17 protein-coding genes and 1 tRNA gene are annotated in these 15,029 nt (G+C 62.4%); 4 read left to right on the forward strand and 14 right to left on the reverse strand.

Annotated features, from left to right (window positions below):
• Positions 1-45: 45 nt before the first annotated feature.
• Positions 46-189 (forward strand): hypothetical protein, encoded by a 144-nt coding sequence (locus AC1ROT_RS04015; RefSeq protein WP_492970007.1) that lies wholly within the window; start codon positions 46-48, stop codon positions 187-189.
• A 9-nt stretch (positions 190-198) separates the two neighbouring features.
• Here the strand turns inward: AC1ROT_RS04015 and AC1ROT_RS04020 are convergent, their stop codons facing one another.
• Complete coding sequence (locus AC1ROT_RS04020) at positions 199-1,227, reverse strand: WD40 repeat domain-containing protein (RefSeq protein ID WP_492997307.1); 1,029 nt, start codon at positions 1,225-1,227, stop codon at positions 199-201.
• 157 nt (positions 1,228-1,384) lie between these two features.
• Between AC1ROT_RS04020 and AC1ROT_RS04025 the strand changes: the two genes are divergently transcribed.
• On the forward strand, positions 1,385-1,987 hold the full coding sequence (locus tag AC1ROT_RS04025; RefSeq protein WP_492997308.1) for a superoxide dismutase: 603 nt from the start codon (positions 1,385-1,387) through the stop codon (positions 1,985-1,987).
• Positions 1,988-2,057: 70 nt separating this feature from the next.
• Here AC1ROT_RS04025 and AC1ROT_RS04030 read toward each other — a convergent pair whose 3' ends face one another.
• Genes AC1ROT_RS04030 through AC1ROT_RS04050 form a run of 5 tightly spaced genes read right to left on the reverse strand, consistent with a single transcriptional unit; the run spans position 2,058 to position 7,659 of the window.
• Positions 2,058-3,026: a formate dehydrogenase subunit gamma gene (locus AC1ROT_RS04030; RefSeq protein WP_492970004.1), complete on the reverse strand. Its 969-nt coding sequence runs from the start codon at positions 3,024-3,026 to the stop codon at positions 2,058-2,060.
• 23 nt (positions 3,027-3,049) lie between these two features.
• Positions 3,050-3,646: a formate dehydrogenase FDH3 subunit beta gene (fdh3B, locus tag AC1ROT_RS04035; RefSeq protein ID WP_492970003.1), complete on the reverse strand. Its 597-nt coding sequence runs from the start codon at positions 3,644-3,646 to the stop codon at positions 3,050-3,052.
• 23 nt (positions 3,647-3,669) lie between these two features.
• Entirely contained in the window at positions 3,670-6,561 is a 2,892-nt protein-coding gene (locus AC1ROT_RS04040; RefSeq protein WP_492997310.1) for a formate dehydrogenase subunit alpha, read from the reverse strand.
• Between the two features lie 43 nt (positions 6,562-6,604).
• Positions 6,605-6,814, reverse strand: coding sequence for a twin-arginine translocation signal domain-containing protein (locus tag AC1ROT_RS04045; protein ID WP_492970001.1), 210 nt, complete (start codon positions 6,812-6,814; stop codon positions 6,605-6,607).
• Positions 6,815-6,849: 35 nt separating this feature from the next.
• Entirely contained in the window at positions 6,850-7,659 is an 810-nt protein-coding gene (locus AC1ROT_RS04050) for a DUF2863 family protein (protein ID WP_492997312.1), read from the reverse strand.
• A gap of 259 nt (positions 7,660-7,918) precedes the next feature.
• Between AC1ROT_RS04050 and AC1ROT_RS04055 the strand changes: the two genes are divergently transcribed.
• Entirely contained in the window at positions 7,919-9,160 is a 1,242-nt protein-coding gene (locus AC1ROT_RS04055) for a cation:proton antiporter domain-containing protein (RefSeq protein WP_492997313.1), read from the forward strand.
• A 7-nt stretch (positions 9,161-9,167) separates the two neighbouring features.
• Here AC1ROT_RS04055 and AC1ROT_RS04060 read toward each other — a convergent pair whose 3' ends face one another.
• From AC1ROT_RS04060 to AC1ROT_RS04095, 8 genes are read right to left on the reverse strand one after another with little or no spacing between them, the layout of a single operon-like run.
• Entirely contained in the window at positions 9,168-9,791 is a 624-nt protein-coding gene (locus tag AC1ROT_RS04060) for a DUF3306 domain-containing protein (protein ID WP_492997315.1), read from the reverse strand.
• A complete protein-coding gene (locus AC1ROT_RS04065; protein ID WP_492969997.1) occupies positions 9,751-10,299 on the reverse strand; it encodes a DUF3305 domain-containing protein in 549 nt (182 codons plus the stop codon). The genes AC1ROT_RS04060 and AC1ROT_RS04065 overlap by 41 nt, the downstream gene beginning before the upstream one ends.
• A gap of 3 nt (positions 10,300-10,302) precedes the next feature.
• Complete coding sequence (locus AC1ROT_RS04070) at positions 10,303-11,316, reverse strand: DUF6352 family protein (protein ID WP_492997317.1); 1,014 nt, start codon at positions 11,314-11,316, stop codon at positions 10,303-10,305.
• Entirely contained in the window at positions 11,309-11,785 is a 477-nt protein-coding gene (locus AC1ROT_RS04075; RefSeq protein ID WP_492969994.1) for a DUF6505 family protein, read from the reverse strand. Before AC1ROT_RS04075 ends, AC1ROT_RS04070 begins: the two co-directional genes overlap by 8 nt.
• Complete coding sequence (locus tag AC1ROT_RS04080; RefSeq protein WP_492997319.1) at positions 11,782-12,510, reverse strand: biotin/lipoate--protein ligase family protein; 729 nt, start codon at positions 12,508-12,510, stop codon at positions 11,782-11,784. Before AC1ROT_RS04080 ends, AC1ROT_RS04075 begins: the two co-directional genes overlap by 4 nt.
• Complete coding sequence (gene mobA, locus AC1ROT_RS04085; RefSeq protein WP_492997321.1) at positions 12,507-13,130, reverse strand: molybdenum cofactor guanylyltransferase MobA; 624 nt, start codon at positions 13,128-13,130, stop codon at positions 12,507-12,509. The genes AC1ROT_RS04080 and mobA overlap by 4 nt, the downstream gene beginning before the upstream one ends.
• On the reverse strand, positions 13,130-14,023 hold the full coding sequence (locus tag AC1ROT_RS04090) for a formate dehydrogenase accessory sulfurtransferase FdhD (RefSeq protein ID WP_492997323.1): 894 nt from the start codon (positions 14,021-14,023) through the stop codon (positions 13,130-13,132). The genes mobA and AC1ROT_RS04090 overlap by 1 nt, the downstream gene beginning before the upstream one ends.
• 22 nt (positions 14,024-14,045) lie before the next feature.
• A complete protein-coding gene (locus AC1ROT_RS04095; RefSeq protein ID WP_492997325.1) occupies positions 14,046-14,477 on the reverse strand; it encodes a CBS domain-containing protein in 432 nt (143 codons plus the stop codon).
• Between the two features lie 397 nt (positions 14,478-14,874).
• Between AC1ROT_RS04095 and AC1ROT_RS04100 the strand changes: the two genes are divergently transcribed.
• Positions 14,875-14,964, forward strand: a tRNA-Ser gene (locus AC1ROT_RS04100).
• Positions 14,965-15,029: the final 65 nt, after the last annotated feature.

Consider the following 15,029-nt stretch of genomic DNA (forward strand, 5'->3'; position numbering starts at 1 on the left):
AATCCCTTATAATTCAGGAAGATAGTTTCAGCTGGAGACCGCCCCATGAAGCCCTTTATCGCCGGCATCATCGCCGCCCTCGTCATCGCCATCGGCTCGGCTTTCATTCTGCAGATGGTCAACAAGCCGGCCGATGTCGCCTTCAGCACCGATGGCGCGCGCGTCACCCACGAGACGCACCAGAACTGAAGCTTCGCTTCAGGACTTCGGCGCCGGAATCAACTGCCCAGTTTCCAGCGACCACAGCTTGATCACGGTGTCGTAGCCGCCGGATACGGCGCGCTTGCCATCGGGCAGAAACGCGACCGACCAGACCGGTTTTTCATGGCCGGCAAACTGTTTGAGCTGACGTCCTTCTTTCAAATCCCATAACCGCATCAGCTTGTCGCCACCGCCGGACAGCGCATAACGACCATCCTTCGAGATCGCAATCGACGTGATGAACATGCCATGACCGGCAAGGCTGCCGGTTTCGCGACGATTGACCAGATCCCAGCGCTTGATTGCGCCATCGGTGCTGCCCGTGAGCGCGGACTTGCCGTCCGGCGAAACGGCCACGGCATTCACGCTGCTCTCATGGCCGGTCAGTACCGCCAGTTCCTTGCCGGTTGCAACATCCCACAGGCGTGCGGTCCGGTCATACGCGACAGACACCAGCTGCTTGTCATCCATGGCGAAGGCCACCTGCATGACATTGGCCTCGTGGCCTTCAAAACTGCGCTCCAGCTTCATCGTCGCCAGATTCCACAGTTTCACGCTGCGATCCCAGCTGGCCGTCGCCAGCCAACGGCCGTCACGGCTGAGACTCATACCGGCGATGTTGTTGACATGGCCGGTCAGACGGCCGGTCTCCTTGCCGCTGGCGAGATTCCATCGGATCACCGTATGATCCCAACTGACGGACAATGCATCCTTGCCATCGGGCAGAAAGGCAACAGCATTGACGCTGGCGGTGTGGCCATCGAAGACCTTGAGTTCCTTCTGTCGGGCAACGTCCCAGAGCCGCATGGTGTAATCCCAGCTGGCCGAGAGCAGCGTTTTACCGTCCGTCGAAACCGCCACGCCATTCACCATGGCGCCGTGGCCCTCCATATCGGCACGGACCGCAACAGGTGTCGCCGCAATCAGGAAAACCGACATAAAAACTGCATATCGTTTTCTGTTCATTCCAGGTTCCTGCAACTTTGTGTGCGCTGCTGCGTTTATCTTGACGCTGTGCGGCTTCATTGCAAGCACGGACCGGTCCTGTGCATTTGCACAAATTCGTTGACTGTCGTCACCGCCGGCCTCTCGTCAGGGCCATGACCTTGCCGCATACCGTGCCAGTGCCCTAGATGGCGCTGCGTAACCCCCCGGACCAGCAATCACGATCAAGGAGTAAACGATGGGCGCCCCCTTCACCATGAAACCCCTGCCCTATGCCGACGACGCCCTGGCGCCGGTGATCAAAGCCGAAACCATCGGCTTTCACTATGGCAAGCACCACACGACCTATCTCAACACCCTCAACAAACTGCTCGCCGATGATCCGCTGAAGGACAAGAGCCTAGTCGAGATCATCAAGGCAACCCATGGCAAGGCCGACAAGGCCACAATCTTCAACAATGCCGCCCAGGTCTGGAATCATGATTTCTACTGGGACAGCCTCTCGCCCAAGGGCGGCGGCAAACCTTCAGGCCGGATTGGCGACCTGATCAAGGACAGTTTCGGCGACTATGAGACATTCAAGGGTGAGTTCGCCAATACCGGCGTGACGCAATTCGGTTCGGGCTGGGCCTGGCTCTGCCTGGAAGGCGGCAAGCTGGTGTTCAAAAAAACCGGCAATGCGGAAAATCCGCTGACCATGCAAGGCGTGACGCCGCTGCTCACCCTCGATGTCTGGGAGCATGCCTACTATCTCGACTGGCAGAATCGCCGGCCCGATCACCTGAATGCCGCTATCGATAAACTGCTGAACTGGGAGTTCGCCGAAAAGAATCTCGGCTGATCAAAAACGCATACAAAGAAAAAGGGCGGTGGAAATTCACCGCCCTTTTTACATTCACAAGAGAATGCGATCAGTCGTCACCGCCCACCCGGGGCTGCGCCACATCCTTGGCCCAGAGGCTGTGATGTTCCTTGGCCCAGTTGGTGTCGACCTGACCGCTGCCCATGGCATCGAAGGCGCCCTCCATACCGATGGTGCCGATGTAGATATGGGCAAGAATGACAGCGACCATCAGGATGCCGGCAATGGCGTGCACCAGCTGGGCAATCTGCATGCCCGCAATGTCCGTCACATAGAACGGGAACATCAGGATATAGCCGCTGACGGCCAGCGCTGCCGAACCCAGCACCACCGACCAGAAGATGATCTTCTGGCCGCCATTGAACTTGCCAGCCGGCGGATGCACACCCTTCTTGAGGATGCCGCCGCCCTGCCTGAACCATTCCATGTCGATGGCATTGAAGATGTTGTGGCGAATCCACATCACCGCCATCAGGAAGACGCCAAGCACGAACGGGAAGCTGAGGAAGTTATGCGACAGCTTGCCGAATGCCGAGAGGCTGGTGAAGGCTTCCGGCCCCATCATCGGCAGAAGCAGACTGCGGCCGAAGGACAGGTTGAGGCCGCTCAGGCCAAGAATGATAAAGCAGATCGCCGTCAGCCAGTGCGAGAACCGCTCGACCGCCGAGAAGCGCTCGACCGTACGGCCCGACATCCCGTGCTCGACCTTGATCCGGCCCCGCAGCGCCAGAAACGCCGCGAGGGCGATCACGGTGATCGCCAGAACCCAGCCGCCGATCGACTTCACCGGGCCCTGCGAGGCCTGGCGCCAGTCGCGCCCCTCAGGCTGGATCAGCACGCCGGACTTCGCATCCGGAATCGACACGCGGCCGGCTACCGGGCCCTTCAACTGCTGCATCAGCAGGGCGTCGTCGGCCGGCGCCGCAGTCTGCTGCGCCGAAACCGGTACGGCGACCGCGACCATGAGGCCGAAAACCAGAGCCGCCCAGAGGGTGCGCTTGGAATGCAAAATGCGCATCTTGTTTCTCCTATCTGACGCGATCAGGCCGAAGTGCCGGTCTTGTAGGCCGTCGACCAGCCCCAGGCGCCAGAACCGTAGCCACGACGCGTGACGCGCTCCTTGTAAATGCTGGCGATCACATCGCCATCGCCGGCCAGCAGCGCCTTGGTGGAGCACATCTCGGCGCACATCGGCAGTTTGCCTTCCGACAGGCGGTTGGCGCCGTATTTGACGTACTCTTCCTTGGTGTTGTCGGCTTCCGGGCCGCCGGCACAGAAGGTGCACTTGTCCATCTTGCCGCGGCTGCCGAAGTTGCCGACCTGCGGATACTGCGGGGCGCCGAACGGGCAGGCATAGAAGCAATAGCCGCAGCCGATGCAGAGATCCTTGGAATGCAGGACCACGCCTTCGTCGGTCTTGTAGAAGCAGTCGACCGGGCAGACCGCCATGCAGGGCGCGTCTTCGCAATGCATGCAGGCCATCGAGATCGAGCGTTCACCCTTGGCGCCGTCATTCAGCGTGACGACGCGGCGACGGTTGATGCCCCAGGGCACCTCGTTCTCGTTCTTGCAGGCGGTGACGCAAGCGTTGCACTCGATGCAGCGCTCGGAGTCGCAGAGGAATTTCATGCGGGCCATGGTGTGTTCTCCCTAACCGTCGCTCAGGCCGCTTCAATGCGGCAGAGCGTGGCCTTGTTCTCATGCATATGGGTGACAGGATCGTAGCCGTAGGTGGTCACGCCATTGACGGACTCGCCAAGCACGATCGGATCGGCGCCCGGCGGATAGTTCTTGCGCTGGTCCACACCCTGCCAGAAGCCGGAGAAGTGGAACGGCAGGAAGACCACACCCTTGCCGACGCGCGGCGTAACCATCGCCTTGACCTTGGCCTTGGCGTTGTTCTCGGGGCCGTAGACCCAGACATTCTGGCCTTCCTTGATGCCAAGGCGGGTCGCATCATCCGGGTTGATCTCGACGAACATGTTCTGCTGCAACTCGGCCAGCCACTTGTTCGAACGGGTTTCCTCACCGCCACCTTCGTATTCGACCAGGCGACCGGAGGTCAGGATCATCGGGAAGTCCTTGCTGACATCCTTGTCCTGCAGGCTCTTGCCCAGATGCGGCAGACGATAGTCGCGCCGGTCGGCCATGGCCGGATACTTGGCGACCAGGTCACGCCGCGAGCTGTAGATCGGCTCACGATGCACCGGGATCGGATCCGGCAGACCGAAGGCATTGGCGCGGGCCTTGGCATTGCCCATCGCCTGCACGCCATGCGCCATGGTGACACGGATGATGCCGCAGCTCAGATCGATGGCCCAGCCAACCGCATCCGGGTTGTTGCCGCCGATCTTTTCGATCGTGGCGCGCTCGGCATCGGTCAGTTCCTTGTCCCAGCCCATCTTCTTGAGCAGGCCGTAGGTGAACTCGGGGTGACCGTCCTGGATCTCCGAATCCTTGGGGAAGGAGCCGTCGGCCAGCAGCGAGACGCCATTGCGTTCGACACCGAAGCGGGCACGGAAGGCGCCGCCGCCGTCCTTCACGGGCAGGCTGGTGTTGTACAGCACATGGGTGCCCGGATGCTTCATCTCGGGCGTGCCCCAGCAGGGCCAGGGCAGACCGTAGAATTCGCCCTTGAGCGGGCCCTTGGTGGCGCGGAGCGAGATCACGTCGAAATCGCCCTGGTTGGCCATATGCTCCTTCAGACGCTCCGGCGACTGACCCGAATAGCCGATCGAGATCGTGCCCTTGTTGATTTCGCGCAGGATGTCTTCGACATTCGGCTCGTCGCCGGCGTCGATCTTGATGTTCTTGAACAGCTCCTGCTCGAAACCGAGCTTCTTGGCGAACTTGTAGAGGATCCAGTGATCCGGCTTCGACTCGAAGACCGGCGGCACGATCTGTTCGCCCCACTGCAGGGAGCGGTTGGACGCCGTGCGGGAACCGCGGGTCTCAAGCTGGGTGCAGGCCGGCAACAGATAGGTGCCGTTCTTGCGATCGGGCAGCGCCGCAGCCGTGGTCGGATGCGGGTCGACCACGACCATCAGTTCGACCTTCTCCATGCCGGTGCGCATCTCGGGCATGCGCGGCACGGTGTTGCCGCCATGGCCCCAGAAGAACATCGCCTTCACGTTGTCCTGCTGCTCCAGGTCCTTCTTGTCGACCAGGACGGCGTCGAACCAGCGGGTCGACGGAATGCCCTTGGTCTCCATCATCTTCTTGTCCTGGAAACGACCGAGCAGATAGTTGTAATCGACGTCCCAGACCCGGGCCCAATGCTTCCAGGCGCCCTCGACCAGGCCGTAATAGGCCGGCAGGGTGGTGACGTCGAGGCCCAGATCCGTGCAACCCTGAACGTTGCAATGGCCGCGGAAGATGTTGGCGCCGCCGCCTTCCACGCCGATATTGCCGAGCGCCAGCTGCAGGATCGACAACGCACGCACGTTGGCCGTGCCGACCGTGTGCTGGGTCACGCCCATGCACCAGATCAGGGTGGCCGGCTTGTTCTTCGCCATCGTCTCGGCGACGCGCTTCATCTGTTCGCCGGGAACGCCAGTGACCTTCTCGACTTCGTCCGGCGCCCACTTGGCGACTTCGGCGCGGATGTCATCCATGCCGTAAACGCGCTGGCGGATATATTCCTTGTCTTCCCAGCCATTCTGGAAGATGTGCCAGAGCAGGCCGTAGATCACCGGGATATCGGTGCCGGGACGGATGCGCATGTATTCGGTGGCATGCGCCGCCGTGCGGGTGAAGCGCGGATCGATCACGATCAGTGGGGCGCGGTTACGCTCCTTGCCGCGCAGCACATGCTGCAGCGACACCGGATGCGCTTCGGCCGGATTACCGCCCATGATGACGATCGACTTCGAATTATGGATGTCGTTGTACGAATTCGTCATCGCGCCGTAGCCCCAGGTGTTGGCGACGCCGGCGACAGTGGTCGAATGACAGATACGGGCCTGGTGGTCGATATTGTTGGTGCCCCAGAAGGCCGCAAACTTGCGGAAGAGATAGCCGCCTTCATTGGAGAACTTGGCCGAGCCGAGCCAGTAGACCGATTCCGGACCGGACTTCTGGCGGATTTCCATCAGCTTGTCGCCGATCTCGTTGACCGCCACATCCCAGCTGATGCGGGTCCATTTCCCGTCCACCAGCTTCATCGGATATTTCAGGCGCCGGTCGCCATGGGTCAGTTCACGGATCGCCGCGCCCTTGGCGCAATGGGTGCCGAGATTGATCGGACTGTCCCAGCTCGGCTCCTGGCCGACCCAGACGCCATTCTCGACTTCCGCCGTCACCGTGCAGCCGACCGAACAATGCGTGCAGATGTTTTTCTTGCGAACGATATTCCCGGAGGCCGAGGGAGCGGCCTTGGCCTGCTTGACCATCGCGGGCGACAGCGCGGAAACCGCAGCGAGACCGCCTGCTGCAAGGCCGGATGCCTTGAGGAAGCCGCGGCGATCCATGGTCTGCAGCGTGGCGCCGGCGAGAAGGCCGGTGAGCTTGCCTTTAGAGGCAACGCCGGCGGTGGAGCTTTTCTTGATCAACATTGGGACATCTCCGTCTAACGCGTGCTGGCGCGTCGTGGCAAACTCAGAGGCGATTGCTGTCGTAGTAGCGCTTTACGTGCTCGGTTTCCTTGTAGCGCTGCTTCTTGCGGGTCTCGGCATTCTCGGGCGCAGCCTCGGCTTTGGTCGCAATCACGGTACCCACCGCAGCGGCGGCAGCGACACCAGCGCCGGCGCCAGCCGTACGCAGGAAGCTGCGGCGGTCGATCTGGTCTTTCTTGTCGGTCTTGCTCATGGCTGGTTCTCCAATTCGCGATATCGGCCCGCCGCTCACGCGGCCAGGGCAAAAGCCTGGGTTTCAATGGACATGAACAGCCGGCCGGCCGTGCCGAGCGGCTGATAGAGCCTGGCGCCCGACGCCTGCTCCAGATCGGTGAAGAAACGCTCGCCCCAAGGCGCCAGATGCTGCCGGAACAGGCGCTCCTGGGTGCTCAGTTCAGCCGGGCCGCGACCTTCGCCACCCTGAATCAGCATCGTCATCAGCTCGCACAGCGCACCCATATGGTCTTCCGGTTCGGCCACATCATCGGCACGGGCATAGCCGAGCCTTGCCATGTCGCCCCGCAGCTTGGCCAGCGGGCGCTCGTAGAGGAAACCGGTGCGGTAGAAGGAAGCATAGGGTACCAGCTCGCCGCGCGGCAAACCGACAAAAAGCGCGTCGTATTCATCCTGCGCGCGCTCCAGAGAGGTTGTCCGCGCCCGTTCGGCCAATTGCGCCAGAGCCGCGCCCATTGCCGTGTCGTCGCCTTTCAGCTGGCCCAGCGCCGTCAGCAGCGCCGTATCGGGACGCCGCGCGAGGCTGCGCCCCAGAAGGGCATAAATCTGCGCGCGCCACAGGTCCTCTTCAGGAATAACGGGTGCGGCATCGATCGCCTTGGCATCGGGGTAGAGATCGGGGCGAAGCTGCTGGCGCGTGACCTCGCCGCCGGTGGCCTTCTCGATGGCGAGCACAAACTCGCCCGGCACGCGGTCAGCTTTCTTCAGCCAATGCCAGACATTGGCCTGCTTGACCCCCAGCAACCGTGCCAACTGGGTTTGGCCGCCGACGATGGCGATAGCGTTTTCCAATGCTGCGGTCACGATTCCTCTTCCCTGCCGGCACCCTACAAAATGTTTTGTAGAGCGCCAATAAAAATCGGAATAACTCACTGAAAAGTCAGGAGTTTTATTGCAACTGCGAAATTTTGAAAGCGACTCTCAATCGCATTAGTAATGATTATCAGTCTTGATAATGCCGCAGCCTTAAATTGCCCGCGTGGCTGTGTTAGGGGTGGCGCAAGCAATTGCAAAGACTGGATTCGCGCCAGTCGGGCACGACTGCAAAGGGAACAGCGTTTTCATGCCGCATGACACCCCCCTGATCACCATGCTGGCGCTAGCTTTCGTGATCGCGTTTGCCTTCGGCATGATTGCGCAGAAATTCCGTCTCTCGCCGCTGGTCGGTTACCTGCTCGCCGGCATCGCGGTCGGTCCGTATACGCCGGGCTATGTGGCCGACACCGTCCTGGCGCAGCAACTGGCCGAGATCGGCGTCATCCTGCTGATGTTCGGCGTCGGCCTGCATTTCTCGCCCAAGGACCTGATGCGCGTGCGCTGGATCGCCATTCCCGGCGCGCTGGCCCAGATCCTGGTCGCCACCCTGCTTGGCCTGCTGACGGCACAGGCGTTCGGCTGGGGCCTGGGCGGCGGCATCGTCTTCGGTCTGGCGCTTTCGGTGGCCAGCACCGTGGTGCTGCTACGGGCGCTTGAAGCGCGCAACGAGGTCGACAGCGACCACGGCCGGATTGCCGTCGGCTGGCTGCTGGTGGAAGACATCTTCATGATTGCCGCCCTGCTGCTGCTGCCGCCGCTGGCCGACATTCTTGGCGGCCGGCCAAGCAGCAGCAGCGACAGTCTTGCTTTCACACTGCTGATGACAGTGGTGAAGGTCGCATTATTCGCGGCGCTGGCGCTGGTGGTGGGCAAGCGCGCCATCCCCTGGCTGCTGCAGCATGTTGCCGCCACGGGTTCACGCGAGCTTTTCACGCTGTCTGTGCTGGCCTGCGCTTTGGGCATCGCCTTCGGCGCCGCGCTGCTGTTCGATGTGTCTTTCGCGCTTGGCGCTTTCTTTGCCGGCGTGATCATGAACGAGTCCGAACTGAGCCACGACGCAGCCCAGCGCTCCCTGCCGTTTCAGGATGCCTTTGCCGTGCTGTTTTTTGTCGCCGTCGGCATGCTGTTCGATCCCAGCATCGTGTTCGAAGCCCCGCTAGCCCTGCTGGCAACCGTGCTGATTATCGTTTTGGGCAAATCGCTGGCGGCTTTTCTGATCGTGCTGGCTTTCCGCCACCCGCTGACCACGGCCCTCACGGTATCGGCCAGCCTGGCGCAGATCGGTGAGTTCTCGTTCATCCTGGCCGGTCTGGGCGTATCGTTCGGCCTGCTGCCGCCGGAAGGACGCGACCTGCTGCTGGCTGGCGCCTTCCTGTCGATCACGCTCAACCCTCTGCTGTTCCGTGCCCTGGAGCCGCTGGAAGTCTGGCTGCGCGAACGCCCGGACCTGCTGCGCAAGCTTGGCGCCAAGGATCAGGACAAGCTTTAGGTCCGGTTCAACTCGGCAAGGCGCCGCCATGACGGCGACGCTGCGGCACAGAGCTCTCCTGCTCCTGCGCCTGCGGCTTCTCGTCTGGCACAAGTGACGCGAGCGGTGCCTCATCGGGAGCCGGCAGTTGCTCCGGCGCGCTATCATTCGGCAGCGCCTGCTCTTCAGCACTTTCTGCCACCGGTTCTGTCTTTGGCTGCTGGCTGTAGCCCGCGAAAATCTGTTTCGCCAGCTTGGCCACATCGTCGGTCGGCAAAAGGTCGCCATACCCGGGCGCCGTAAAATCCCAGTTGTATTCGACCAGCGGCTGGTAATTCACCACGCTGGGCTCGATCAGCCAGAGCTTGCGCAGGGCAGCCGCGCGCAAGGCCGTCGGCACGCCTTTTTTCAGAAAGACACTGAAATCACTCTGTTCCGTCAGGCTTTCGATCGGCGGCAGCGAGGCCGGATCGAATACAGCCTCTTCGTCGACCACTGGTTCTGCGACAGGCTTCGGCTCGACTGTTGCCTCGCGCGCCTCGGCTTTGCGACGCGACCAACGCGAGAGGAAACCACCCTCTTCTGCGGTATCAAGCGACGGCTTGTCCGGTTTACTCATCTTCCGGCACCTGCCGCAACGGATCGGATTCATACAGGCGCGTGCGGCGCGCCAGCGCTTCCGGATCGGCGCGATCACGCTTGCGCTTGTAGTGCTCTTTGGTCGGCGGATGGCGCTGCACGTAATCCGTCACCCAGTCCAGGATGGCGTCAGGCATGGCGACAAAATCGACGATGTCGTCGCCGGTGTCGTTATGGGCATGCGCCTCGCCCGGATCGACAGAGGCGCCGTGCAGTTCAATGCCAGGCGCGGAATCGCTGCTGCGCAGGAAGACCCACACAGCCGGCTGCGCGCTTTCGATATTATAGGCGTAGGTTTCGGATTCATGCCGATACAGCACCAGTTCGGCCTCGCCGGCATAGTACTGCACCCAGCCCTCACCCTCGGCCAGCCTGGTCCAGGGCTCAGAGCCCGGTACGCCGGGCAGTACCTGCACCGGACGCCAGCTGTGATCGATCCAGGGGTTGTCCAGCGTGCGGCGCTCCAGGATCACACCGATCCGGAGGCTTTCGGTTTCCGGCGGTCTGACAGTACCGGTCATGCTTCAGCTTCCCGTGTTGAGCGGCAAGTTCACCACAAGATTGTGCGGCTTCAGCCGCAGCGTGCCGTGATGATCGACGGCAACGCCCAGATAGACCGGGCGCCCGGCGACCCGCGGCAGCATCAGCGACGGATCGCGGAATTCCAGGCGAAACAGGGCCAGAATCTGGCGGAGATGGTCTTCATCGACCGATTGCCCTTCATACAGGGCGTTCATAATCGTGCTGGCTGTCGTATCCAGCCCGATATGCCAGACCCAGCGTTCGTCGCGAATAGTCTGCACCGGCGTGACCTGCACGGCGGCGCCGGTCAACCGCTCAACCCACAACTCGATCACCCGTGCCAGGGCGTCGTGGCCCGGACGGGTGAAGCTGAAGTCCAGGACGAAATCATGGCGGTCGCTGCGCGCCCAGTACTGCCCGGCATTTTCGCGGGTCAGGATATCCATATCCACGCTGCGCAGCGCCGTACCCGCTTGGCTGACCAGGGCGCCAAGCGAACCGTAGCTATCCTTGGCCGCCAGCATTTCCACCGTCTCTTCATCGGCCAGCAGGATGGCGCCATCGCGCAGCGTCACTTTCTGCACCCGGAAGAACAGCTCTGCCGCGCGGGCGCGAAAGGCATCCTCCTTGCCATCCAGCAGATCGCGCAGGATCGCCGCGGCGAGATGATCCATGAACATGGCCGGCACGGCCGGCGCGTCCTTGCGGAACAGGCCCATATAGGCGGCCTCGACGCTGCCGCTGCGGACCAGATGGTCGCGGAAGCGCAGGAAGATTTCGTAATTCTGCCGCGCATCCGCATCGGCCAGCGCCCCAAGATCCGTCACCGTGACCGTTCGCAACGGTGCTACCAGCAATCCGGCATGCAGAGCACGCTCGGCATCGCAGGCCTCGTCAGGCGGCAGCATCTCCGGGCGGCTGAGATAGGCCCGGATGAAGTCTTCGCCAATACTCAGGCGACCGTCAGGATTGCGGTCAAGCAGGTCATAACCACTGCTGATCCAGAAATCAGGCATCCGGTGCGATCTCCCAGATCTTGGTATGCGGTTTGTCGCCCGGCGGCGATACAATGCGGAACTGCTCGCGGATGGCATCGCCATCCATGAAGCGGCTGAGGCTGAGCAGGGTATTGACCGGATGCTCGCTGAGCGAAGCGGTATAGTCGATCTCTTCCTTTGCCGCCGCCCGCGCCTCAGCATGGCTCGGCGCGCCGTATTCTTCGACCAGGTGCTGCGCAAGGGCTTCGATGACGGCGGCATACTCCTCGGCGGTGATCGTCGATACCGTGACCAGGGTGGACCAGCCGAAGCTGCCCAGACCCAGAAAGCCATTGGCAAAAGCCTGGCGCTCCTGCCGGCTGAGACTCTCCGGATCGGCATCGGCAAAGGCGAAGGTGCCCGGCACGGCCCATTCGCCGGGCTCGGCTGCGGCCGTGAAGACCCGCTGATCCGAGTCATCGAACCGGATGGCACGCAGCAGCTTCATGACGGCCGCACCAGGTGTTCGGGCAACGCCCAGCTGGGCTGGCGCAACGCGTCGCGCAGAGTCCGCCAGGCTTTCGTCGCGCCGTCCTGCCGCCAGACGTCGCCATTGGCTTCCACCTGCAGCGCCTTGTCGTTCAGGTCGTGCAGTACGGCGCGGCGGACCGGCTCGAAGCCTTCCTCCTGCCAGCGATCCAGCCAGTGCAGCGTATGGCGCGTAAAGGATTCGATCAATCTGGGCACGGTGATCTCGCCGCAGCCCTCCTCATGCAGGTTGGTATATTCAAGCTCCACACCCGGGGCATCATCCTCTTCGCCGGGCGGCACCATCTGCACCGTGATGCCGATGACCAGCCAGTCGGGCACATCGGCCATGCCTTCCTTTTCCACCAACGGGCCATAGCCGATACGCACGCCGCCGACACAGGCCTCGTTGACCAGCAGACGGTCGGGCCAGGCGATGCTGGCCGGCGTTTCAGCCGGCGCCAGTCCGGCCAGGCCGTCATGCAGCCCGAGCAGTCCGACATAGGCGAGGGTCAGCGCCGGCTGCACGGGATCGAGCGGACGCAGCAACAGCGCCGCCTCGCAACGATCCGTGCGGTTGATCCAGAGCAGCAGGCCGTCCTCGGCGCCATCGTCGGCCGCCTTGCAGGCCGTGGCAAAGGCATCGGCCGCGCAAAGGCGCAGCGTGTAGCCCGGTGGAACATTCGGCCAGTCAGCCGGAGTCATGTCCGCTCTCCCAGTATCGTCAGCAGCCGTTCGGCTTCGGCCAGGTCTTCCGGTGTATTGGCGTTGAAAAAGGGATCGACCAGATCCGCCGCAAAATCAACCTGCACCAGCTTGTGGCGTCCCGTCCAGCGGTCGACCTTGCGGATATCCTCCACCGTCACGGCATGATGCAGATCATCGAACAGCCGCACCGGCCAAAGGCCGATCACCGGATAGGCCTGGCCATCGGAGGCCGCGCAGGCCAGATCGGCGCCCGCTTCTTCGCGTGCCGCCAGCATGTGCGCCACCAGATCGCGCGGCAGGAACGGTCCGTCGCCGGGCACAGTAACGATATCGGCGATATCCGGACGGTTTGCCTTGGCCCAGGCCAGGCCCGAGAGCACCCCGGCCAGCGGCCCGACAAAGCCATCGACCGCATCGCCGGCAACCGGCAAGCCAAAGCCGGCAAACCGCGCCGGGTCACCATTCGCATTCAGCACCACGCCATCGACCTGCGGCGCAAAACGATCAAGGATATGAGACAGGATCGGACGCCCCGCCAGCGACTGCAGGCTTTTGTCACCGCCGCCCATCCGGCGGGCGAGACCGCCGGCCAGCACAACGCCCAGAACGGTTGCCATTATGCCGCCTCGTCGTCGCGGCCGCCCTTGCGCTGCGACCGCGCCCCCTCTTCCGCAACGGCGGCAGGATCGGCATCGAAGCGCAGGCGTTCGGCACCGGCCAGCGCCACAAAGCGTTTGCCCTTGGCACGGCCGATCAGAGTCATGCCGATCTGGCGCGCCAACTGCACGCCCCAGGCGGTGAAGCCCGAACGGCTGATGAGGATCGGAATGCCCATCTGCGCGGTCTTGATCACCATTTCCGAGGTCAGCCGGCCGGTGGTGTACATGCTTTTGCCTGCCGCCGAAACGCCATGCACGCGCATGTAGCCGGCGATCTTGTCGATCGCATTATGCCGACCGACATCCTCCATATAGATCAACGGCCGGTCGCCCTCGCAAAGCACGCAGCCATGAATGGCGCCGGCCTCGAGATACAGCGACGGCTGCAGGTTGATCTTTTTCGACAGGGCATAGATCCAGGATGTGCGCAATTCCGCCTGCGGATCCAGCCTCACGCTTTCCACCGCATCCATCATGTTGCCGAAGACCGTGCCCTGGGCGCAACCCGAAGTCTGGGTCTTCTTCTTCAGACGCTCCTCGTAATCGGTGCGCCGGGCCGTACGGACCACGATGGTCTCGATCTCGGGATCGAAATCGATACCGGTGACCTCATCATCGGGCAAAAGCATGCGCTGATTGATCAGATAGCCCAGTGCCAGATAATCGGGGTAGTCGCCGATCGTCATCATGGTGACGATCTCCTGCCCGTTCAGGAACAGCGTCAGGGGGCGTTCGACCGGCACCTTGGTCTCGACGGGCCGGCCGTCATGGTCGATACCCTGCACCGTCTCGGTCAGGGCGGGGTTCAGCGGGTCCGGGGCGACCAGGAAGTCTGTCAGATGGCGAGTCATGGCTCCCTATATAGGGCAGAGTTCAGCCGGTGGCGATGTACTGCCGCAAGGCTTCGGCTTCCATCTGGGTGGCGGCAATGCGCCGTTTCACCACATCACCGATGGAGATCATGCCGGTCAGGCGGCCGTTATCCACCACCGGCAGATGACGGATGCGCCGCTTGGTCATCAGATGCATGACATCTTCGATGGTGTCGCGGCTGGAGCAGACCATGACATTCTTGGTCATGATCGTATCGGCGCTCTGCTGCAACAGATCGACGCCGATCATCGCCAGGCCGCGCACGATATCGCGCTCCGACAGAATTCCGGCAATGCCGCCATCGGGTCGCAGCACCAGCACGGCACCGATGCCTTTGTCTGCCAGCATCTGGCAGACCGATTCGATCGTGTCCCCGGGCTTGGCGTGAACCACGCTGCCGGTCTTGTCCTTGAGGATATGCGCAACGGTCATGCTGGTTTCCTCCTTGGCTTGGCGCCTGGTGGCGCAGTCGTTTCTCGGATGCGTTAGATGTCCTTGGACAGAATGTCGGCAACAGGGTGCTTCAGGCCGCGGAACCCGGCAAATCCGGGACGGCAGTATGGTCGGGTGCTGAAGCCAGAACCCATGGCGGCCTCCCGTCGCAGCGTCTTCTGGATACGGTGAATCCGCAGCCCGGACACTGTCTCGGCACCAGTCTCGGTCAAGCCCGCAAGGATGACAAGGCCGAACCGTTCGGCCTGCCTTAAGCTATTGATGGATCATTATCTTCCCCACCCGGTCGGAGCCTTGCGGGCGGGGGTGGCATCGGTTATGGTCCGCGCCGTTTTCGACCTCCGGCCGTGGTCTTCACCATCCAGCCGGTCCTCGCGGAGAGGTGCCAGAGTGGTCGATCGGGACGGTCTCGAAAACCGTTGTGCGTGCAAGCGTACCGTGGGTTCGAATCCCACCCTCTCCGCCATCTCATCCCGCAGATTTGTCAGACGGCAGAAAATTCCGTGCCATGAAGCGGTCGACCGTCTCCAG

It is taken from the genome of Ferrovibrio sp. GW821-FHT12E11, from assembly GCF_058806975.1.

Excerpts from the sequence above, each read along its gene's own strand:
- AC1ROT_RS04015 (WP_492970007.1), top strand. The coding sequence starts at position 46 with ATGAAGCCCTTTATCGCCGGCATCATCGCCGCCCTCGTCATCGCCATC.
- AC1ROT_RS04020 (WP_492997307.1), bottom strand. The coding sequence starts at position 1,227 with ATGAAGCCGCACAGCGTCAAGATAAACGCAGCAGCGCACACAAAGTTG.
- AC1ROT_RS04025 (WP_492997308.1), top strand. The coding sequence starts at position 1,385 with ATGGGCGCCCCCTTCACCATGAAACCCCTGCCCTATGCCGACGACGCC.
- AC1ROT_RS04030 (WP_492970004.1), bottom strand. The coding sequence starts at position 3,026 with ATGCGCATTTTGCATTCCAAGCGCACCCTCTGGGCGGCTCTGGTTTTC.
- fdh3B (WP_492970003.1), bottom strand. The coding sequence starts at position 3,646 with ATGGCCCGCATGAAATTCCTCTGCGACTCCGAGCGCTGCATCGAGTGC.
- AC1ROT_RS04040 (WP_492997310.1), bottom strand. The coding sequence starts at position 6,561 with ATGTTGATCAAGAAAAGCTCCACCGCCGGCGTTGCCTCTAAAGGCAAG.
- AC1ROT_RS04045 (WP_492970001.1), bottom strand. The coding sequence starts at position 6,814 with ATGAGCAAGACCGACAAGAAAGACCAGATCGACCGCCGCAGCTTCCTG.
- AC1ROT_RS04055 (WP_492997313.1), top strand. The coding sequence starts at position 7,919 with ATGCCGCATGACACCCCCCTGATCACCATGCTGGCGCTAGCTTTCGTG.
- AC1ROT_RS04060 (WP_492997315.1), bottom strand. The coding sequence starts at position 9,791 with ATGAATCCGATCCGTTGCGGCAGGTGCCGGAAGATGAGTAAACCGGAC.
- AC1ROT_RS04065 (WP_492969997.1), bottom strand. The coding sequence starts at position 10,299 with ATGACCGGTACTGTCAGACCGCCGGAAACCGAAAGCCTCCGGATCGGT.
- AC1ROT_RS04070 (WP_492997317.1), bottom strand. The coding sequence starts at position 11,316 with ATGCCTGATTTCTGGATCAGCAGTGGTTATGACCTGCTTGACCGCAAT.
- AC1ROT_RS04075 (WP_492969994.1), bottom strand. The coding sequence starts at position 11,785 with ATGAAGCTGCTGCGTGCCATCCGGTTCGATGACTCGGATCAGCGGGTC.
- AC1ROT_RS04080 (WP_492997319.1), bottom strand. The coding sequence starts at position 12,510 with ATGACTCCGGCTGACTGGCCGAATGTTCCACCGGGCTACACGCTGCGC.
- mobA (WP_492997321.1), bottom strand. The coding sequence starts at position 13,130 with ATGGCAACCGTTCTGGGCGTTGTGCTGGCCGGCGGTCTCGCCCGCCGG.
- AC1ROT_RS04090 (WP_492997323.1), bottom strand. The coding sequence starts at position 14,023 with ATGACTCGCCATCTGACAGACTTCCTGGTCGCCCCGGACCCGCTGAAC.
- AC1ROT_RS04095 (WP_492997325.1), bottom strand. The coding sequence starts at position 14,477 with ATGACCGTTGCGCATATCCTCAAGGACAAGACCGGCAGCGTGGTTCAC.